At 39.3% G+C, this 19317-nt stretch carries 23 protein-coding genes; 14 read left to right on the top strand and 9 right to left on the bottom strand.

Annotated features, from left to right (window positions below; translation table 11 throughout):
• Positions 1 to 5: 5 nt before the first annotated feature.
• Positions 6 to 695, bottom strand: a complete 690-nt coding sequence (locus AUF14_RS00360; RefSeq protein ID WP_049221104.1) for an N-acetylmannosamine-6-phosphate 2-epimerase — start codon at positions 693 to 695, stop codon at positions 6 to 8.
• Between the two features lie 146 nt (positions 696 to 841).
• On the opposite strand from AUF14_RS00360, the gene AUF14_RS00355 reads away from it, so the two are divergent.
• Positions 842 to 1660 (top strand): MurR/RpiR family transcriptional regulator, encoded by an 819-nt coding sequence (locus AUF14_RS00355; protein WP_016181082.1) that lies wholly within the window; start codon positions 842 to 844, stop codon positions 1658 to 1660.
• A gap of 231 nt (positions 1661 to 1891) precedes the next feature.
• Here AUF14_RS00355 and AUF14_RS22400 read toward each other — a convergent pair whose 3' ends face one another.
• The 6 genes from AUF14_RS22400 to AUF14_RS00330 form a co-directional block, all read right to left on the bottom strand.
• Entirely contained in the window at positions 1892 to 2050 is a 159-nt protein-coding gene (locus tag AUF14_RS22400; RefSeq protein ID WP_162531755.1) for a hypothetical protein, read from the bottom strand.
• A 148-nt stretch (positions 2051 to 2198) separates the two neighbouring features.
• On the bottom strand, positions 2199 to 3371 hold the full coding sequence (locus tag AUF14_RS00350; protein ID WP_049219489.1) for a DUF3089 domain-containing protein: 1173 nt from the start codon (positions 3369 to 3371) through the stop codon (positions 2199 to 2201).
• Positions 3372 to 3639: 268 nt separating this feature from the next.
• Entirely contained in the window at positions 3640 to 4524 is an 885-nt protein-coding gene (rsmA, locus tag AUF14_RS00345) for a 16S rRNA (adenine(1518)-N(6)/adenine(1519)-N(6))-dimethyltransferase RsmA (RefSeq protein ID WP_102865855.1), read from the bottom strand.
• Positions 4521 to 5093 carry a ribonuclease M5 gene (gene rnmV, locus AUF14_RS00340; RefSeq protein ID WP_049219620.1) on the bottom strand — a complete coding sequence of 191 codons (573 nt, stop codon included), beginning with the start codon at positions 5091 to 5093 and terminating at the stop codon, positions 4521 to 4523. The genes rsmA and rnmV overlap by 4 nt, the downstream gene beginning before the upstream one ends.
• Positions 5086 to 5862, bottom strand: coding sequence for a TatD family hydrolase (locus AUF14_RS00335; RefSeq protein WP_049219618.1), 777 nt, complete (start codon positions 5860 to 5862; stop codon positions 5086 to 5088). Before AUF14_RS00335 ends, rnmV begins: the two co-directional genes overlap by 8 nt.
• 145 nt (positions 5863 to 6007) lie before the next feature.
• On the bottom strand, positions 6008 to 6814 hold the full coding sequence (locus tag AUF14_RS00330) for a Cof-type HAD-IIB family hydrolase (RefSeq protein WP_049219616.1): 807 nt from the start codon (positions 6812 to 6814) through the stop codon (positions 6008 to 6010).
• A 521-nt stretch (positions 6815 to 7335) separates the two neighbouring features.
• Between AUF14_RS00330 and AUF14_RS00325 the strand changes: the two genes are divergently transcribed.
• Positions 7336 to 7947: a hypothetical protein gene (locus AUF14_RS00325; protein ID WP_016181093.1), complete on the top strand. Its 612-nt coding sequence runs from the start codon at positions 7336 to 7338 to the stop codon at positions 7945 to 7947.
• Positions 7948 to 8061: 114 nt separating this feature from the next.
• Complete coding sequence (locus AUF14_RS00320) at positions 8062 to 8268, top strand: hypothetical protein (RefSeq protein WP_225844237.1); 207 nt, start codon at positions 8062 to 8064, stop codon at positions 8266 to 8268.
• A 237-nt stretch (positions 8269 to 8505) separates the two neighbouring features.
• Here the strand turns inward: AUF14_RS00320 and AUF14_RS00315 are convergent, their stop codons facing one another.
• Both AUF14_RS00315 and AUF14_RS00310 read right to left on the bottom strand, forming a co-directional pair.
• Entirely contained in the window at positions 8506 to 9999 is a 1494-nt protein-coding gene (locus AUF14_RS00315) for a helix-turn-helix domain-containing protein (protein WP_102865854.1), read from the bottom strand.
• 578 nt (positions 10000 to 10577) lie between these two features.
• Entirely contained in the window at positions 10578 to 12038 is a 1461-nt protein-coding gene (locus AUF14_RS00310) for an NAD-dependent succinate-semialdehyde dehydrogenase (RefSeq protein WP_102865853.1), read from the bottom strand.
• A gap of 374 nt (positions 12039 to 12412) precedes the next feature.
• Between AUF14_RS00310 and AUF14_RS00305 the strand changes: the two genes are divergently transcribed.
• The 11 genes from AUF14_RS00305 (at position 12413) to AUF14_RS00245 (ending at position 19295) form a co-directional block, all read left to right on the top strand.
• The gene (locus tag AUF14_RS00305; protein ID WP_049218123.1) at positions 12413 to 12991 is read left to right on the top strand and encodes a DEAD/DEAH box helicase family protein; all 579 of its coding nucleotides are present in this window, start codon (positions 12413 to 12415) and stop codon (positions 12989 to 12991) included.
• Positions 12992 to 13032: 41 nt separating this feature from the next.
• A complete protein-coding gene (locus tag AUF14_RS00300; RefSeq protein WP_049218120.1) occupies positions 13033 to 13377 on the top strand; it encodes a hypothetical protein in 345 nt (114 codons plus the stop codon).
• A 119-nt stretch (positions 13378 to 13496) separates the two neighbouring features.
• Positions 13497 to 13706 carry a hypothetical protein gene (locus AUF14_RS00295; protein ID WP_049218119.1) on the top strand — a complete coding sequence of 70 codons (210 nt, stop codon included), beginning with the start codon at positions 13497 to 13499 and terminating at the stop codon, positions 13704 to 13706.
• A 66-nt stretch (positions 13707 to 13772) separates the two neighbouring features.
• Positions 13773 to 14195 carry a VOC family protein gene (locus tag AUF14_RS00290; RefSeq protein WP_049218118.1) on the top strand — a complete coding sequence of 141 codons (423 nt, stop codon included), beginning with the start codon at positions 13773 to 13775 and terminating at the stop codon, positions 14193 to 14195.
• Positions 14196 to 14336: 141 nt separating this feature from the next.
• Positions 14337 to 14651: a hypothetical protein gene (locus AUF14_RS00285; RefSeq protein WP_225844236.1), complete on the top strand. Its 315-nt coding sequence runs from the start codon at positions 14337 to 14339 to the stop codon at positions 14649 to 14651.
• Between the two features lie 150 nt (positions 14652 to 14801).
• Positions 14802 to 15041, top strand: coding sequence for a helix-turn-helix transcriptional regulator (locus tag AUF14_RS00280; RefSeq protein ID WP_049218116.1), 240 nt, complete (start codon positions 14802 to 14804; stop codon positions 15039 to 15041).
• Between the two features lie 476 nt (positions 15042 to 15517).
• Positions 15518 to 15832, top strand: a complete 315-nt coding sequence (locus AUF14_RS00270) for a YdcP family protein (RefSeq protein WP_000420682.1) — start codon at positions 15518 to 15520, stop codon at positions 15830 to 15832.
• 15 nt (positions 15833 to 15847) lie between these two features.
• A complete protein-coding gene (locus AUF14_RS00265) occupies positions 15848 to 16234 on the top strand; it encodes a YdcP family protein (protein WP_000985015.1) in 387 nt (128 codons plus the stop codon).
• A 28-nt stretch (positions 16235 to 16262) separates the two neighbouring features.
• Positions 16263 to 17648: an FtsK/SpoIIIE domain-containing protein gene (locus tag AUF14_RS00260; RefSeq protein WP_000813488.1), complete on the top strand. Its 1386-nt coding sequence runs from the start codon at positions 16263 to 16265 to the stop codon at positions 17646 to 17648.
• A 177-nt stretch (positions 17649 to 17825) separates the two neighbouring features.
• Positions 17826 to 19031, top strand: coding sequence for a MobT family relaxase (mobT, locus tag AUF14_RS00250; protein WP_000398284.1), 1206 nt, complete (start codon positions 17826 to 17828; stop codon positions 19029 to 19031).
• Positions 19032 to 19073: 42 nt separating this feature from the next.
• Positions 19074 to 19295, top strand: coding sequence for a hypothetical protein (locus AUF14_RS00245; RefSeq protein WP_001009056.1), 222 nt, complete (start codon positions 19074 to 19076; stop codon positions 19293 to 19295).
• The last annotated feature ends 22 nt before the right edge of the window (positions 19296 to 19317 follow it).

Genomic DNA, 19317 nt, shown 5'->3' with positions numbered 1-19317 from the left:
CCTCCTTATTCTTCATTCATCAATGCTTGAATAAAACGCGTCGCAATTTCCTTCGGTCTAGTAATCGCTCCGCCAACAACAACGCCCACAGCGCCTAAATCCTGAATACTTTTTGCCTCCTCTGGTGTATGAATTTGTCCTTCCGCAATCACATGAATTCCCTCATCAACCAAGGCTTTTACTAAATCACTGGTTGAGATCGAATCAGCTTTGGTATACCCTCTTAACGTTGTACCAACAAAGTCGACACCTGCTTGCCAAGCATTAACCCCTTCTTCAAAGGTTGAAATATCGGCCATCAAAAGTTGATTAGGATATTTCTCTTTGATTTGTTTAATCAATTGATTCATTGTCTGGCCATCGGGACGTTCACGCAAAGTACAATCAAGGGCAATCACCTCTACATTCGTTTCCGCTAACGCATCAACCTCTTTCATCGTAGGTGTGATAAAAACGTCAGAATTTGGATAGGTCTGTTTGATAATTCCAATAATCGGCAAATCAACTTTTTCTTGTATTTGCTGAATATCTCTGACGGTGTTCGCTCGAATCCCAACTGCTCCTGCTTCTTTTGCCGCTAAAGCCATTAATGGCATGATCCCCCCCTCTTCTGTATACAACGGTTCTCCTGGCAAAGCTTGACAAGAAACAATCAAGCCGCCTTTCATAATACTTAAAAACTCTTTTTTTCTCACGCTCCGTTTTCACTCCGTTTTTAAATTATTTTGGATTATTACTCCAAAAATATAGCATGCGCTTTCAAAAATGTAAATAGAAAATGAAAAAAAAAGTTTTTTGACGTATAATCGAAGATGACAACTGAGAGGAAAAAGGAGAAAGAATGACCATTTCATATACAATTCAAGAAAAATATGCGACCCTAACAAAATCCGAAAAAAAAATTGCTGACTATATTTTGTCCAGCGGTGAAAAAATCGTTCACAGCACCATGAGCGACATCAGGGAAGCCGCAACTGTTGGCGACGGAACGATTATGCGTTTTTGCCAAAAAATTGGCTTTTCTGGCTTTTCAGATTTAAAGATCGCCATCGCTAAAGAAGATTTCAGCAAACAGCAGGAAGATTCACAGGAATCTGATTTTTTTGATAAACGTACTAAAACCATCGACAAAGCTTTAAAAACCACGAATCAACGTTTGGATAATAATAAGCTTAAACAGGCTGTCCAGATGATTACCGAAGCCAATCAAATCTATATCTTTGGCGTAGGCTCTAGCGGTAATACTGGAAATGATTTAGAAGCAATGCTGCTGCGCGTCGGCGTCCAATCACGCTCAGTGATCGATCCTCATTTCCAAGCACAAATCGCTTCTCTGCTTACCGAAAAGGATTTAGTGATCGGCTTCTCCTTGTCTGGTCGAACAAAAGACACCCATGATTCTTTGAATATCGCTAAGAAAAATCATGCGAAGATCATCGCCATTACCAATTACCAACTGTCACCTATCGCCCAATTAGCTGACGTTGTCCTGCAAACAGCGATCGATGAATTTTTGGATGGCGCTTCACTGGCAGGTAAGATCTCCCAGTTATATTTGTGTGATTTACTTGTTCAAAGCTACGAGATCGAAAATAACGTAAACACAATCGAACTAAGAGAAACCGTGTTACGCTCTATTTTGGATAAAAGCTTGGATTGATAGTTAAAAGCCGCTCACCCTTGAGAAACTGTTTAGGGAAGCGGCTTTTTCTTCGTAAGATGTAGTAGGAAATCCAGGTTCATTTTCTTTCATGATGAACCCATACCAACAAAAAGGATATAATTTTCTGATTTGTCAAATTAAGCTAAACAATATATCTTTATCTATGCAGCTCAAAAATACTTCCAATGGTGTTCGTAATTGAGTGATTTTCTTGGATGCTTCTGTGCTTTAAATTAATGCTAGATCAGTTAGTTTGCTTAAAATTTCAGGTTTACTAGAGATGTAAAGCTCTTGCTTTCCTTTGTACTCACGAATTTTTGTAAACATATTTAATAATTCATAACTTAACGACAACTTTTCCAAGATTTGATAATTAAATTCTTTCACCACAACCACTCCTTTTTCTCCGCCATTTTATAATATTTGGCGGAGAAAGATCTTCTTTCAATTTTTTTATCCGCTAAGTAAAGCTTCATTTAATCACGATCAAAAAAGCTGCCTATCTTCTTCGACAGGCAGCGTCTTCTGATTTATTTTATTGTACGGTTTGCTGATTCGGATCAATAGCTTGAGGTTCTTGTTGGGCCGGTTGCTGATTTGGATCGGTTGTTTGTGTTCCTTGCGGATGCATCGCGAAATATTGTGCTTCACGATTCTCAGCATTTTGCTGCAGATTGTAATAATAGAAGCTGATGTCATTATTGTGGAATGAACCAGCTGGGAAAATCTTACGCGTACTTTCCGGCATCTCATATTTGGCTTTATCTACAGTTGAGGAGACCACCAGACCTCTTGTTCCATCAACCGTCGCATCTGCAAGATTCATGACCTTCGAGTAATCCCCGTTGTCATTTCGCACATAAGAACCTAGATTTTCTTCAGCTGTCGCTGGTGTGCCATCGGTTCTCCAGTTGATTGGATTAATCGCTAGTGCGCCTTCATCCCAAGTTGGCAAAGTACCAGTAAAATCTGGCGCAACCGTATTATATGAAATGACTACACCGGTATCATCCGGTCCTGTCGCAAATTTCACTTGCGGATTGTCGTTCATTTCTTGTTGGGTCACCGATTGACCTAATACATAGGCGGCGATCATCCGATCACTGACTCCAGGATTATTCTTGAAATAATCATACATGATGGCTTTGAGCATCCGAGCCCCTTGGGAGTGTCCCACTAAAATGAAAGGACGATTGTTGTTTTCATGTTTGATGTAATAATCAAAAGCTGCCATCACATCTGCTTTAGGAACACCATCCGTATATTGTGCCTGTTCTTCTTTAGATTTTGTCAGCAGCCATTTTGCATCCAATTGACGGTAATAAGGTGCATAAACATTGCCGCTTGTATCAAAGGCTGAACCTTGTGTCGCTAGAAATACTTGCGCTCCAGCACGCATCGTTGGGTTATCGATTTTTGCTACGGGAGATGAATTTTCATTTTTTTGTGCGTAAGCCGTTGGATACAACATAAAGACATCCGCTTGGCTCGTGATTTCTGTTGGCTTTGCCAGCCAATTATCAGTGTTGCTATAGTCGCTGGCTTTGATGGCTTCGCCGGCTTTTTCTGGTTCTTTTGCTTTTTTGATCGTTGTTTTCCGAGTTTCTTGCTTTGGTGCTTCTTCGCTAGTAAAGAAAGTCGTATAAGCATAGTAGCCGCCAACACCCAATACAGCTACTACTAATAGTCCAATAATGAATTTTTTCATTGTGTCCTCCAAAAAGATTTTATGTACCTCATTATAGGGTAGTTCGGTTTTATTTGACAAATTCCCTGTGTATTTAATTAGAAAAGCTTATGAATTGTTTGTTATTGATTAGTGAGTAATCATTAGAAATCAACTTCAAAATGCCAATAAGCCAACAGCATTGGTTGCCATGATGACATTTTTACTCGCAAATGGCTACTTAACTAACTTTAAGCCAAGAAGTTACAACAAAACAAGCGCTCAAAAGAAAAATCCGAGCGCTTGTTGATTAATTTTTTTTATTCGCTTCCAAGGCATTGGACAGTCTCGCAAATTCTTCTAAAGATAGCGTTTCACCGCGACGCTTTGGATCGATTTCGGCTTGTTCTAAGCTCGTTTCCAACCAAGTTTTCGTTAATTCGTCTTTGCCATAACTGCTTAACAAATTGTTCCATAACGTTTTACGGCGCATATTGAAAGCGGCTTTAGTCAATTTGAAGAATTCCGCTTCGTTTGTCACCTCGACTGCAGGTGTTTCGCGTCGTACTAAACGTAAAATCGCAGAATCCACGTTCGGCTGTGGAACGAACACTGTTTTTGGAACAATGAAGGCCGTACTTGCTTCCATATAATATTGAACAGCGATCGATAAGGAGCCATAAGCCTTTGTTCCCGGTTTTGCAGAGATTCGATCAGCGACTTCCCGCTGCATCATGACCACCATCTCATCAACAGCCAAATCTGATTCTAAGATGTGCATCATAATCGGTGTCGTAATATAATACGGCAGATTCGCCACGACTTTGATCGGCAGCGTTTGATCAAAATACTCGGTTTCTTTTTTCAGGTCCACCTTTAAAATGTCGTTGTGCACGACGCTAATATTGTCATAAGGACTCAAGGTATCTTCTAGTACCGGAATCAAACGATCATCAATCTCAAAGGCCAAGACTTGGTGAGCCGCACGAGCCAAGTGTTCAGTCAATGCGCCAATCCCCGGTCCAACTTCGATCACATTTGTGTGTTCGTCGATCTCGGCGGTAGCGACAATTTTTTGTAAAATATTTGGTTCGGTCAAAAAGTTCTGACCGAGACTCTTCTTGAAGGAGAAGCCATGCTTTTGCAAAATTTCTCTCGTTCTAGAAGGTGTTGCAATGTCTTTATAATTGTTCAAGAGGTTTCCTCAACTTTCTTCATAGCCTCATGCAATTGTGCTTCGGTGATCCGAAACATCGTTAAACGTTTTTCCAATTGTTTGGCGTTGGTATAGCCAATCTTCAGCTCATCCCCTAAACGTTCCCGCCGTTCACGGGCTTGAGCTCCCGCTATTAAACCATAATCTAAGAGCGTTTGTCTAGCTATTTTTGGTTCATCCCTCTCAGCGGGGGTGACAACCTTGTGCAGTGCGTCGATGATCGCCTCATCGCTAGCATGCTCCACTCCAAGACTGCTCCCGCGTTTTTGCGGTGCCGCCATTCTTCTAGATAAGAAGGCATGCTGAGCATCTGGGATTGCTTCCATAATCGTCTTGCGGATCTTTTCGCCGGAAAAATCAGGATCAGTAAAAACGATCACTCCCCGGGTTTCTTGCGCATGTTCGATTTGTTCTAGGATATTTTCATTGATGGCCGAACCGCGAGTCTCGATCGTATCCACATCAAAAACTTCCTTCAAACGTTTGGTATCGTCTTTGCCTTCGACTACGATGATTTCTTCAATTTTTTCCTTCTGTTTGTTATCCATTGGCTTTGATCCTGAATAAGCGGTGTGCATTTTCCGTCGTTTGCCGTGCTACTTCTTCCATTGGTAAATTCCGAAGTTCCGCGATTTTTTCTACAACATAACGGGTATAGCCGGGTTCATTGCGTTTCCCGCGATAAGGCATTGGTGCTAAATAAGGCGCGTCGGTCTCTACTAATAATTTATCCATCGGTACCACCGCTGCCGCCTCTTGAACATCTAAAGCCTTCTTAAAGGTCACAACCCCAGAAAAAGACACATGCATTCCTAAATCCAAAAAACGCTTCGCCCATTCACCGCTGCCGCTGAAGCTGTGCATGATTCCGCCGATGTCGCGAATGTCTTCTTCCTTCAGAATTTTATACGTATCCTCCAGTGCATCGCGGGTATGGATGCTGATAGGTAAATTCATTTCTTTTGCAATCGCTATTTGACGACGGAAAACTTTAGCTTGAACTTCCTTTGGATCTTCCATCCAGTAATAATCCAAACCAATTTCGCCAAGTGCTACAACCTTAGGCAATGTCAATTTCTGGATCAAATCTTCTTCGATTGCTTTCGTGTAGCTGCCCGCCTCTGTCGGATGCCAGCCGATGATGGAATAAATCCCCTCATATTGCTGGTTCAGCTCCAAGCTTTTTTCAATCGTCGGTGTATCAAAGCCAACTACAGCCATTTCTGTCACGCCAAGTTCACGCGCCCGTTCAACTGTCTCTGGAATCTCATTTTCAAATTGTTCCGCATTCAAATGTGTGTGAGAATCAAAAATCATGTGTAGTCCTCCTAAATCCTTCACTCTTATCTTCAAAATCCATTTAGAATCAACCTATTTTAACACATTGACTGCAAACAAACGAAAATCTAGTACAACAAAAAAAACTCTAAAACGATCATGTTCTAGAGTTCCCTTTCTTTGATTAGTTGTTTAACAATTGTTCAATCACTTCCAAAACTCCCTCTTGATTATTCGAACCAATCACTTCCTTTGAAGCTTGTTTGACTTTTTCCTGAGCATTTTCCATTGCATAACTCAAGCCGGCATATTCCAGCATTTCGATATCATTGCCGCTATCACCAAAAGCTGCGATCTCAGTAGGTGCAATGCCCCACTCGTTGCTTAATTTTGCCAACCCATTGGCCTTATGAACGCCAGGAATAATCAAGTCAATGTCACCATGCCCACTAGACACTGGAATCATTTGATCTGCCAACACTTCTTCCAAAGCGGCCAGCTTCTCCTCAATGCCAATATTAGAAAAGGTCAAGGCAAATTTGAATATTTCATCCTCTTGATTTGCGACATCTTCCAGCCGCTCAAGTTTTTTTATACTTGGATAATAAAATTTGACGATGCGAAACACATCATCTGGAATATCTTTTGAAACATAGGCACTTTTTTTGCCGCAAACGACTAGAACAATCGGTTGCAGTGCATTGATTTCCTTCAATGTTTCCAATACTTTATCCATTGCTAGTCGTGCATTGTAGTAATGCGTCCCTTCAACAATGATATTGGCTCCATTTTCCGAAACGAAGGACATTTCTGCATGATTCACAGGGAAAAAGCTTTTTAGCTGATCGTATTGATTCCCGCTGGCAACAACAAATTTTATCTCCTTTTCCTTCATTTGTTGGAAAATCCGATCAAATCGCTCCCGATTGTATTCTTTTTGATCATCTAAAAAGGTTCCATCCATATCAACTGCAATCATTTTTATACTCATTTTAGTCATCTCCCTCTATTTATTCGTCCTCATAAGAGTAACATAAACTATGGGACGCATTTCAGGTCAAGCGAAACTTCATTGAGAAAACTCGCCCATCTTTTGAGCATCAGGTAGGTACTGTTCCACATCAGCTCTGCAAGCAGTCGCTGTGTGTCTCAGCAATAAGACCAAAATATTTTTAAATTGCCAAGAAACACAGTGATCGAAGAGAACTGATGTTGATTGGTACCTCCTCGGTGCTCCTCAAATTTAGAAATTTTTTTACTTATTGCCGAAATGCTAGTTCTGCTTAACGGAGTTTAGCAGTAACTGTATGCGTAGAAAAGCTAGTTCGTGAAGCCGGACATGAATACACCTGCTGTCAAGCGACTTAATCATGTGAAAAATTTATTCTTTCCTTATATTTAAAAAATACTCCGTCTAAATCCCACAGAAAATCCGCCGAAAGTCGGATGTCTCTTTCAAATATTCTCTCTATAATAAGCGTTGTAAGTTACTATTTAGAAAGAGGTGAGTGTATGCCTGATTTTCAAAAGGAGTTTCCAAATGCCGCGCGTTATCTGAAACAACGCTATCCTGATAAGGAGCCACTAAGTAGCTTTTGGCATTGGGCGATTTTAGCACTTTTTGCCCTGCTATGTATCGCAACAATCAAGCAGCAATTGCTATTAATCGGTGGATTGATCCTTGTTTCCGCCTTGATCAAAGGACCAGGAATCTTAGTTTTCGGGGCCCTCTATTCCTTGTTAGTCAGTTTATTTCCGCCAATCGGTGTCGTTCTTTCCGCACTTTTTTTCCTATTAAATATTCGTTTATTGACTAAAAGCTGGCGGGTAAATATCGTAACTTCACTATTTTACTTGTATCCGTTAGGCTTGAGTATCCTGCGTTACTTCACCCAATGGGATGCGGTATGGCAGATTGGACTTCAGTTATTGCCAGGATTATTACTGCTCCATTTTGTATTGATGCAGGTTTACTATTTCCATCCAAGCGCCCGTCAAGTCGCTTGGACTGTATTAGCTACACCGTTTGAATTAATCTCACTTATCTTGCCAAAACGCTTCAAGAAACCGTTTCGGACTACCACACAATCAACGAGACTAAAAAACGTGAAAAAATATCGTTAAGGAAGGCAATCATGGCCCTTCTTTAACGATTTTTTATTGTAACCAGATTTTCCCGCTTCAATTAACCATGTTAAGATAAATGTGTAGAACTGACGTGTTTGTCTTTTGGAAGAGGTGACGATTATAAACCCTAAATATGAAATTCCTACGAATGAAGAGCGTTTAGCCAAAGAATTTGAAAAACTAGGCCGGCAATTCTTTGATAAAGTCGATGCGAAAAATTTCAGCCACGCCTATAAAATCCTGAATCAACTCACAGATAATCCGCAAAAAAATCCGCAAGAAACGAAGATTTATGACAAAAACAAAAAACTCATCTAAATGGATAATTCAGTTACGAAAAAAAAACTAATTCTCGCTACACATACGATTAGGCTAAACCACCTGTCTCGCATCTGGTTAAGAAGTAATCTCTGCCTATCAAAATTATTAAACTGCAAAAGGAACTGATTCACAAATAGGCAGCCAAGAAAGCTAGTCGCTTTCCTCGCTGCCTTTTTCTTTAGGGCTTTTGTGGTCGTCTAAGCCACGCCCTCTATTGGGTGGAAACGTACCCTTTCATCCGGCTAATTTGCTAACTAGCTGCTGCAATTGATACACATCTTGATTCGTCAAAAATGGATCAATGACAACAGTCGGATATTCCTCCGGTACTTCTTCCACACTGCTTGAAGTAATCAGTGCATCATATTTTTCTAACTCTGAACGATTGATGTTCACATTGGTCAATTTTTTCTCTACATAATGAACTTCAAAATTCCCGTAAATTTGATTCTCGATTTGACTGCCTAAAAAAAATTCCTCTGTCGGTGATAACTCAGACAATAGCAGCAGCTTCAATGGTCGATCACAGCTCGCCAACAATGTCAGACTTTGAGGAACCATTGTTATCAAAAGATATACGTAATTCCAGTTAAAATCCTCTTCTTGGTAGATCTGATAACGTCGGACAAAATGATCCACAATTTTCTTTACCTTTTTGACAGCTTGGTCATGGGTCTCAGACAATTTGTCTAAAAAGATTCTCCGCTGACGGAATAAAATATCAATCAGCTGTCCATCCGGCTCATAAATCCGATGCTCGTTCATCAAAACGATCGCCAATTCCTGTTTTTTGTCATTGCCCAATGAAAAATTCAATAAGCTATCGAACTCCTCCACTAGTTCTAAGTGACGATAATAATAGCTCGCGTACTCATCTTCTCTTCTTAGTGCACTGTTCAATTGCGTCTTGCTGGCAACCACCACATCCGCATACGACAACCATAGACAATCCTTGATTTTATCCGAAGACAGCTTCACGCGAAAAACTTCCAACGCCATCCGTTTGAAGGCATCTAAGATTTGTCTTTCCGGCAGCATCAGATCACTTTCCAGTTCTAAGGTTGGATAATAATGTCCATTTTTAATCCGCCACAAGCTGATATACATGTTATAGCCTAAACGTTTACGAGAAATGTAATTATCCTCTAGTTTATTCACTTGGATGAATTGATTCACCAATTCCGTGATGGCTTTGATCTGGAACTCTTTTAAATCCCGATATAACGAGTCCAAACGGTCTGATTTTTCAATGAAATAGCGGTAGTACATGTGCCGAATCACACTTTCATTCCCCTCCAAACGTAACGGACGGTATTGCAAGGTGATACCTGTTTTCAACAAGACACTCTCAATCTTCTTCAGATTCCTTTGGGTCTTCGATGGACTCAAAAAAAGCTTCTTCGACAGATCAATAATATTCTCGCACTCTTCATACAGCAGTTCCTCAATAATTTGAAACTCCGGCGATTGCTGGATCGTGTCGGCATATAGTCGATTGATACTGACATGCGATTTGATTTGCAGCTGATAAAGTCCTTTATATTTTACAATACGAAAAGCGTCTTGCTGGCTATTGATCAGCTTAACGTCCTTTAATAATACAGATAATGAGCATTCCAATTCTTCAAGTAATTGATCACTTGATAGACCAATGCGGCACGCGTAAAGTAATTCAACCAAACGCAGATGCCGCAGATTGCTTACCCCTAAAATATCTCTAAAATTCATACTATCACCCTCTTCACTAACTCCTATGCTTATCCCCACCAACTCCGACTTCTAAAAAACTAGCAGTCCTTGGTGCATGAAACAAAACCCCTTTTGTGCCATGCTGATAAACTCATTTTTTAAAGCACTAAAACTCGCTCATTTCCCCTCCTTTAGCTTTTTTGTCCGACAAAAGAAAAAGCCAAGCAATATCACAAAAATAAAATATTGCTTCGTTTTATCCATTGTCTTACTGTATAATAATGGTAACTGATAAAAGACTTCTCTGCTTTTGCCTTCTTAAAAAAAGAGAGTGTTATCGAATAGCTCATACAGCTCTTTGTAATAGCTTCATGACAAAGAAGCAAAGTTATTTAATTCACTTTTTAAAATAAAAATAAATTTTTTTAGAAACTAATAGTTAAATTTTTTTTATTCCGTTTGAATTAATGATAATTACGGATAATATAAAATAAATTCTGTAATTATTATTTTTATTAATTACTAAGAATTTTTCGCTTCTTCCTTTTTATATAACTTAATATATGACAAAAAAGAGTGATCCTAAGAAAAGGATCACTCTTTTTATTACTATTTGATTATTTAGCCGTACGAATGTTGACAAATTTGACGTTCACATATTCCTCGACTCCATACGTGCCATTTTCACGACCAAATCCTGAGTGTTTTACTCCGCCAAATGGTGTCGCCGAATTGGAAATAGAGGTATCATTGACGCCGACCATGCCATATTGTAATTTACTGCTGACATTTTCCACTGTATGGATATTGGTTGAGAAGAAATAAGATGCCAATCCAAATTCTGTATCATTTGCGTCTTCAATGACTTTTTCCTCATCCTCAAAGGTAATCAACGGAATCACCGGACCAAAGGTTTCTTCATAAAAGATATTCATTTCTTTTGTGACACCATCTAAGACAGTTGGTTCAAAGAAATTCCCATCAGCATACTCGCCTTCATCCAGCTTATGACCGCCAGCTAAGATTTTTGCGCCCTTATCCGTCGCATCCTTCAATTGTTCAACAACCTTTTCGACGCCAGCTTGATTGATCAGGGGTCCTACTGTTGGATCTTCTAATCCGTTTCCGACTGTTACTTCTTTGATCGCTTCCACGATACGATTCGTTACTTCATCTTTGATATCCTTATGGATAAAGGTTCGATTTGGTGAAGTGCAGACCTGACCATTATTGATGAACTTAGTTTGAATCAATGTTTCCACTGCCCGTTCAATGTCTGCGTCAGGGAAAATGATATATGGCGCATGTCCGCCTAATTCCATTGAAACATTTTTCAACGTTGGCGCTGCTTGTTCGTTTAGCTTTTGACCAACTCCAGTTGAACCAGTGAAGGTGATCTTTTGTACGTCTTCAGATTCTGAAAGAATTGGTCCAATCGTAGAAGAATCACCTAAGACGATGTTTACCACGCCGTCAGGAAACCCTGCCTGATCAAACAATTCCATCAACGCTAAAGCAGATAGCGGCGTTTCCTTCGATGGCTTCAAAATCACCGTACAGCCAGCAGCGATCGCTGGAGAAATCTTCCGAATAATCATATTCGATGGAAAATTCCATGGAGTGATGGCGCCCACGACACCCACCGCTTGCTTGCGTACCTGCCATTGATTGGTCACTGGGGATGGGACGATTTCACCTAATAATCGTTGTCCTTCTGCCGCGTTCCAGCGAAGATTCTCCACATTCGTTTGAATCTCACCTTTTGCCTGCGTCAAAGGCTTTCCCTGCTCCATTGTCATGATCGTCGCTAAGCGATCCGCGTCTTCTTCCACAAGATCAGCCATTTTATTCATTAATTTCGCTCGTTCAGCCGCAGATGTCCGCGACCATTCAGGAAACGCGTTGTTCGCCGCTTCAATTGCCGCGTGAACTTCCTTTTCCCCTCCGACATGAACCTCAACCAATGTTTCTCCTGTTGCCGGATTTGTTACTGGTTTGGTTCCTTCTGAGCCTTCCACCCATTTGCCATTAATATAGAGACGTGTTTCGACTGCTGGTAAAGCTTGTTCTTTTGCCATGTGTCTAATTCCTCCTATTTTATCATGTGCAGTAGTGGTTAAAATCGATCAACAGCATTCGTATCATTTTTTTCCTGCTGTTTACTACATTATTCACCGTAACACGGATAAAAAAACAACTCAAAAAATAAGCTTAAAGAAGAAAATGCTTATACAAATCTGATAAAAAAGGAAAATAGACAGTCCAAAACGAATGATCTCACCATTTTATTTTTGTTATGCTTAACGAAAAAAGGAGGACTGCTATGTTTGCGAATTTGAAATACCTTCCTTAAAAATACAAGCTCATATTTACGTTGATTGATCTGTTCAAAGGCGTTTCCAATCTCCAACAGCTTTGATACTATGGAAGAAAATGAATGGATGTGAGAACCATGGCTTTGATCGTGTTGATCGGCTCTCAGGCTGTCGGAAAGATGACTGTTGGAAAAGAATTGGAAAAACAAATAGATGGAAAGCTGTTGTTCAATCATCAAACATTGGATCTTTTCGCAGATTTCCTCGGCTACAGCAAAGACGCCTTTCTGCTCTCTGATAGGACCAGAAAAGAATTGTTCAAAGCCTTCGTCAATAGTCCAGAGACAAATACGACCAAAATAATCATCTTCACCGTAGTTATCGACTTCGATTCAGCCTATGACATTGAATTTTTACAGGATATCTCTTCGATCTTTTTAGAAGCCAATCAAGAGGTCTATTTTGTCGAACTTGTTGCCGCCTTGAGGGAACGCCTAAAGCGGAATGTTCATGAAGAGCGCTTGAAAGCTAAGCCTTCCAAACGAGATACCAAATTCTCAAGGAAAGAAATCTTAACTTCGGCACGAAAAAACCGTTTGGAAAGCCGTGAAAATGAAGTAAAGAAGCTTTTTCCAGCGGTGAAGCATTTAAAAATTAACAATACCAAGCTCGCTCCCAAAGAAGTTTGCACCCAGATCATTAGCGAGCTAGTATAATTAGTTCGTTTTTTGTAACTAAAGAAAAAAGGAGAATGTGAATGCCCTTAAAACATGAATTTGGGATCATAGATAAACTCACTGAAACGTCTTATGAGGAATACACACCTGAAAAATTTCATTGCATTTCAATTGATGATGCACATATTCAAATTTTACTACGGCCCCTATCTTTGTTTAAAACATATTTTCACGCCTTAGATCGACCGGAATACGGCTTAGCTTATTATGGAACGACAATTATACCTCCTGAATCATCGTCTGCCTTTTTAGAGATTGTTTTATCAGCTAAACAATTGAAGCAGAAAGATGAGATAAATGAACTTTGTAAAATAATCATGCAAGCAAAAAATGAAAATAAGTACATGATTCACTATGGAATTTGAGCTTGCTGGCACGCTGATCTTACTTCTCCATTTCTAGCTTTCGATACCATAAACTGCTTAGCTCAGTTCTTGTAGGTTGATTCTTTTGAGCGTACAATAGAAGAAAAGGAGGAGATTCGATGCGCTATATAATTGGTGTTTTTTTCCTGTTGCTTGCTATGTGGCAGTTTTGGATGACTAAACGTTCCTTTACTGGACTTAGACGAAATGGTAACGAAAATACGTCTCCCTTCATAATGTTAGGACAGTGGCATAGCTTATCACTCGCCATCGGGTTCCTGATTGTTGCAATCGCTTGTTTTTTTGTTGATATATCTAGCCTTTATTAAGCGATTAAAATTCTATTTTGATTATTTGCTACGATATCCTTATCACTAAATAGTTGGAGGGTTATTATGAAACAAAGTCTTGTTCACATTGCATTGATTGTAAACGATTACGATGAAGCGCTAAATTTTTATACAAATGTTCTTGATTTTGATTTGATTGAAGATACTTACCAACCTGAACAAGATAAACGCTGGGTGGTGGTTTCTCCCCGAAATTCAAACGGCGCCACCATATTATTGGCAAAAGCTTCTAAACCGATTCAGAAAGATTTTATAGGGAATCAGTCTGGCGGCAGAGTATTTCTATTTCTGGGAACGGATGATTTTTATCGTGATTATAACAACCTTGTTTCTAAAGGAGTGGAATTCGTCAGAGAGCCTAAAGTTGCGGATTATGGTACCGTCGCTGTTTTTAAAGATTTATACGGGAATTTATGGGATCTTGTTCAATTTAATCGGGATCATCCTATGGCTAATCGTTTAGTTTAATTGAATTTCTAATACTTTTGGGACTAGTTCTTCTAGTCTTTTTTTTGTGAGCCTACCTGTTCATACAGCTTAAATAGCTTCAGTTATATGAAATTAACATATACAAAGCGTTTTCTTAGATTTATCATTATTGTAAAAGGAATGATGCAGTATGAAAAAATATGCTTTGTGTTAACCGTCAGTACAGGTTTAACCTATACGTCAATTTTCCCCGCACCAGCTGTCCTGAATAACGAGGATTTAAAGAGGTATTTTTCAACGTATTACGATGTTTCGATTAATTACATTAGAGATAAGGATTCCGTTGATTATTTAGTTGTTCCGGATCCCTTTATTCCTTTTGAGAATGAAAACGAACTTCCTATAATCAAAGTCCCTGCACTACTATTCATGACGAATGATTTTGAAGGAATAAAGAATTCTATTGATAGTTATTTTAAAAATAGGAAAGACTAAGAATACAAGAGAAAAATCTCTTGTATTTTTTTGTTTTTTTCCCAATTATCGACCTTTTTAAACTATCTTTAGTAAACTGGAACAATCCAAAATATAACTATACTTTACTTTTTTAAAATAATAGTTTACTATGTTTTTAGAGGTGATTCTATGAAAAAAGATTTTGGCGATTCCATCGATAACAAAGTCTATGAGTTTAGAGTACTAGCGAGACTTTCACAACAAGAGCTCGCAAATAGAGTTGGTGTTTCTAAACAAACCATTTTTGTGATGGAAAAAGGAAATTATATTCCTACAATGTTACTTGCTTTCCGGCTTGCTAAAGTTTTTGAAGTTGATCTTAATGAACTATTCACTTACAAAGAAGGAGAAGATAATCATGAAAATTAAAGCTATTTCCGATATTCCAAATGCCGCGTTCTATTCACTTAAAACATGGGCCGAGAGCTCTAGTACTAATCTGAATATGCTAGTTGGTATTGGCTTTATCCTAATAATAATTGGAGCTATTCTAGTTTATTTTTATTATTAAAAATAGCATAAAAATCTAGTTATCCGCATAAAAACTGGACTTATCACACTTTATCAAGGTCAAAACCACTCAATTTACTACTAATTTACTACTTATGAATGAGCTTTGATACGACGATTTATCCTTGAAAAGTGAAGATATAAAGATACTTCCAATAAAATTTGAATATTTAATAGGTAGACACTTCAAAAAATGAGGTGTCTATTTTTTTACCCGATTTTGAAAGGAAGTGAACTTATGAAAACAAAAAATCAAGAATCAAAAGGTCGTTCCCCACTCTTTAAGACCATCAAACATTCATTCAGCCAATAAAAAAGAAAGGATAGGTAAAAATATGGAACTTAAATTTGTGATTCCCAACATGGAAAAAACATTCGGCAATTTAGAATTTGCTGGCGAGGATAAAGTCGTTCAGCGAAGAATCAACGGACGGCTAACTGTCTTATCAAGAAGCTATAATCTCTATTCTGATGTTCAAAGAGCAGATGATATTGTGGTGGTGCTTCCTGCTGAAGCTGGCGAAAAACATTTCGGCTTTGAGGAACGTGTGAAGTTAGTCAATCCACGTATTACCGCAGAGGGCTACAAAATCGGCACTCGTGGTTTTACAAATTACCTTTTACATGCTGACGACATGATAAAAGAATAAAGAAAGAGAGGAAAAATGATGAGATTAGCAAATGGCATTGTATTAGATAAAGACACGACTTTTGGAGAATTGAAATTCTCTGCTCTACGTCGTGAAGTGAGAATCCAAAATGAAGACGGGTCGGTTTCAGATGAAATCAAGGAACGTACCTATGACTTAAAATCCAAAGGACAAGGACGCATGATTCAAGTAAGTATTCCTGCCAGCGTGCCTTTGAAAGAGTTTGATTATAACGCACGGGTGGAACTTATCAATCCCATTGCGGACACCGTTGCTACTGCCACCTATCAAGGAGCAGATGTTGACTGGTATATCAAGGCAGACGATATTGTGCTGACAAAGGATTCTAGTTCATTCAAAGCTCAACCACAAGCAAAGAAAGAACCGACACAAGACAAATAGTCGCTAGGTAGAAAGGAGACTTTTTCGCATGAAACAGCGTGGTAAAAGGATTCGCCCATCTGGTAAAGATTTAGTCTTTCATTTTACGATAGCGTCACTCCTGCCTGTTTTCCTGCTGGTTGTCGGACTGTTTCATGTGAAGACAATCCAGCAGATCAACTGGCAGGATTTTAACCTATCACAAGCAGATAAGATTGACATTCCCTATTTAATTATCAGTTTCAGTGTCGCAATTCTTATCTGCTTGCTGGTAGCGTTTGTATTCAAACGGGTTCGCTATGATACGGTTAAACAACTTTACCACCGTCAAAAACTGGCAAAGATGATACTTGAAAACAAGTGGTATGAATCTGAACAGGTCAAAACAGAGGGTTTCTTTAAAGATAGTGCTGGTCGTACAAAGGAAAAGATAACCTACTTCCCTAAAATGTATTATCGACTTAAAAATGGCTTGATACAGATACGGGTGGAAATCACGCTGGGAAAATATCAAGACCAACTCTTACACTTGGAAAAGAAATTAGAGAGTGGCTTGTACTGTGAGCTGACGGATAAAGAGTTAAAGGATTCCTATGTGGAATATACTTTGCTCTATGACACCATAGCCAGTCGTATTTCTATTGATGAAGTAGAAGCTAAAGATGGTAAACTTCGCTTAATGAAAAACGTATGGTGGGAATATGATAAGCTCCCTCATATGTTGATTGCTGGTGGTACAGGTGGCGGTAAAACTTACTTTATACTGACACTGATTGAAGCCTTGCTTCATACAGATTCAAAACTGTATATTCTTGACCCGAAAAATGCTGACCTTGCGGACTTAGGTTCTGTGATGGCAAATGTCTACTATAGAAAAGAAGACTTGCTTTCTTGCATTGAAACATTCTATGAAGAAATGATGAAACGTAGTGAGGAAATGAAGCAGATGAAGAACTATAAGACTGGCAAAAATTATGCTTACTTAGGTCTCCCGGCACACTTCTTAATCTTTGATGAATACGTCGCTTTCATGGAAATGCTGGGAACAAAAGAAAACACCGCAGTTATGAATAAGCTGAAACAGATTGTCATGTTAGGTCGTCAAGCTGGCTTCTTTCTAATACTGGCTTGTCAACGTCCAGACGCAAAATATTTAGGCGACGGAATCCGTGATCAGTTTAATTTCAGAGTGGCTTTAGGTCGTATGTCTGAAATGGGCTATGGCATGATGTTTGGCAGTGACGTACAAAAGGATTTCTTCTTAAAGCGAATCAAAGGTCGTGGCTATGTTGATGTAGGAACAAGTGTCATATCAGAGTTTTATACTCCCCTTGTACCAAAAGGATATGATTTCTTGGAGGAAATTAAAAAGTTATCCAACAGCAGACAGTCCACGCAGGCGACGTGCGAAGCGGAAGTCGCAGGTGTGGACTGATCTTGCTGGCTGGTGTGGCAATAGCCACGCCAGCACTTAACCCCCCGTATCTAACAGGGGGGTACAAATCGACAGGAAACAGTCAAAAAAACATTAGAAAATCCTTTGGTTACAAGGGATTTACAAAATTTCAGCGTATGTCAAATGGGCTTTAAAAGTTGACATACGCCTTTTTGATTGGAGGGATTTTTACTGAATGAACAAACTTGGTTACAGCATTTAAAAGAAAAACGCTTGGCTTATGGACTATCTCAAAACCGTTTAGCTGTTGCGACTGGTATTACAAGGCAGTATCTAAGCGATATTGAAACAGGAAAAGTCAAGCCATCAGAGGATTTACAGCAGTCCCTTTGGGAAGCTCTGGAACGCTTCAATCCCGACGCTCCCCTTGAAATGCTGTTTGATTATGTAAGGATTCGCTTTCCGACAACAGACGTACAGCAGGTGGTCGAAAACATCTTACAACTGAAACTGTCCTATTTTCTTCATGAGGACTATGGTTTCTATTCTTATTCAGAGCATTATGCTTTAGGCGACATATTCGTCCTTTGCTCCCATGAACTGGACAAAGGAGTTCTGGTGGAATTGAAAGGTCGTGGGTGCAGACAATTTGAAAGCTATCTTCTGGCACAACAAAGAAGCTGGTATGAGTTCTTTATGGACGTTTTGGTGGCTGGCGGTGTGATGAAACGCCTTGACCTTGCCATTAACGATAAGACAGGGATTTTGAATATCCCTGTACTCACTGAAAAGTGCCAACAGGAAGAATGTATCTCCGTCTTCCGCAGTTTTAAAAGCTATCGCAGTGGCGAACTGGTACGCAAAGAGGAAAAGGAATGTATGGGAAACACCCTCTATATCGGTTCATTACAAAGTGAAGTTTATTTCTGTATCTATGAAAAGGACTACGAGCAGTACAAGAAAAATGATATTCCCATTGAAGACGCAGAAGTAAAAAACCGTTTTGAGATTCGATTGAAAAATGAGCGTGCCTATTATGCAGTCCGTGATTTACTCGTCTATGACAATCCAGAGCATACCGCCTTTAAAATTATCAATCGGTATATCCGTTTTGTAGATAAAGACGATTCCAAACCTCGTTCTGATTGGAAACTGAATGAAGAATGGGCTTGGTTTATTGGGAACAATCGTGAACGATTAAAACTAACCACAAAACCAGAGCCTTACTCCTTCCAAAGGACGCTGAACTGGCTATCTCATCAAGTTGCCCCGACCTTAAAGGTTGCGATTAAACTTGATGAAATCAACCAGACGCAGGTTGTAAAAGACATTCTCGACCATGCGAAACTGACAGACCGACACAAGCAGATTTTGAAGCAACAGTCAGTAAAAGAACAGGACGTGATAACAACAAAAAAATAACTCAAATACAAATTCATTGAATATAGAGAGGAGAACATTTTTATGAATTTTGGACAAAACCTTTATAACTGGTTTCTATCAAACGCTCAATCACTGGTGCTTTTAGCAATCGTTGTGATTGGCTTGTATCTTGGCTTCAAGCGTGAGTTTAGCAAACTGATTGGCTTTTTAATTATTGCGATTATTGCGGTTGGCTTAGTCTTCAACGCTGCTGGAGTAAAAGACATTTTACTAGAGCTATTCAATCGCATTATTGGTGCTTAAATAAAACCGTTCTTTTGTGGAA

The sequence above is a fragment of the Enterococcus avium genome, assembly GCF_002891025.1.
GTDB lineage: Bacteria > Bacillota > Bacilli > Lactobacillales > Enterococcaceae > Enterococcus_A > Enterococcus_A avium.
The sequence above is the reverse complement of the archived record's forward strand: the minus strand, read 5'-3'. Positions and strand labels throughout refer to the sequence as shown.

What these genes read in the sequence shown, in the direction of transcription:
- AUF14_RS00290 (WP_049218118.1), top strand. Translation starts at nt 13,773, where the DNA reads ATGAAACAAAGTCTTGTTCACATTGCATTGATTGTAAACGATTACGAT.
- AUF14_RS00245 (WP_001009056.1), top strand. Translation starts at nt 19,074, where the DNA reads ATGAATTTTGGACAAAACCTTTATAACTGGTTTCTATCAAACGCTCAA.
- AUF14_RS00315 (WP_102865854.1), bottom strand. Translation starts at nt 9,999, where the DNA reads ATGAATTTTAGAGATATTTTAGGGGTAAGCAATCTGCGGCATCTGCGT.
- AUF14_RS00300 (WP_049218120.1), top strand. Translation starts at nt 13,033, where the DNA reads ATGCCCTTAAAACATGAATTTGGGATCATAGATAAACTCACTGAAACG.
- AUF14_RS00295 (WP_049218119.1), top strand. Translation starts at nt 13,497, where the DNA reads ATGCGCTATATAATTGGTGTTTTTTTCCTGTTGCTTGCTATGTGGCAG.
- AUF14_RS00325 (WP_016181093.1), top strand. Translation starts at nt 7,336, where the DNA reads ATGCCTGATTTTCAAAAGGAGTTTCCAAATGCCGCGCGTTATCTGAAA.
- AUF14_RS00280 (WP_049218116.1), top strand. Translation starts at nt 14,802, where the DNA reads ATGAAAAAAGATTTTGGCGATTCCATCGATAACAAAGTCTATGAGTTT.
- AUF14_RS00355 (WP_016181082.1), top strand. Translation starts at nt 842, where the DNA reads ATGACCATTTCATATACAATTCAAGAAAAATATGCGACCCTAACAAAA.
- AUF14_RS00330 (WP_049219616.1), bottom strand. Translation starts at nt 6,814, where the DNA reads ATGAGTATAAAAATGATTGCAGTTGATATGGATGGAACCTTTTTAGAT.
- rnmV (WP_049219620.1), bottom strand. Translation starts at nt 5,093, where the DNA reads ATGGATAACAAACAGAAGGAAAAAATTGAAGAAATCATCGTAGTCGAA.
- AUF14_RS00310 (WP_102865853.1), bottom strand. Translation starts at nt 12,038, where the DNA reads ATGGCAAAAGAACAAGCTTTACCAGCAGTCGAAACACGTCTCTATATT.
- AUF14_RS00305 (WP_049218123.1), top strand. Translation starts at nt 12,413, where the DNA reads ATGGCTTTGATCGTGTTGATCGGCTCTCAGGCTGTCGGAAAGATGACT.
- AUF14_RS00350 (WP_049219489.1), bottom strand. Translation starts at nt 3,371, where the DNA reads ATGAAAAAATTCATTATTGGACTATTAGTAGTAGCTGTATTGGGTGTT.
- AUF14_RS00260 (WP_000813488.1), top strand. Translation starts at nt 16,263, where the DNA reads ATGAAACAGCGTGGTAAAAGGATTCGCCCATCTGGTAAAGATTTAGTC.
- AUF14_RS00285 (WP_225844236.1), top strand. Translation starts at nt 14,337, where the DNA reads ATGATGCAGTATGAAAAAATATGCTTTGTGTTAACCGTCAGTACAGGT.
- AUF14_RS00335 (WP_049219618.1), bottom strand. Translation starts at nt 5,862, where the DNA reads ATGATTTTTGATTCTCACACACATTTGAATGCGGAACAATTTGAAAAT.
- AUF14_RS00270 (WP_000420682.1), top strand. Translation starts at nt 15,518, where the DNA reads ATGGAACTTAAATTTGTGATTCCCAACATGGAAAAAACATTCGGCAAT.
- AUF14_RS00265 (WP_000985015.1), top strand. Translation starts at nt 15,848, where the DNA reads ATGATGAGATTAGCAAATGGCATTGTATTAGATAAAGACACGACTTTT.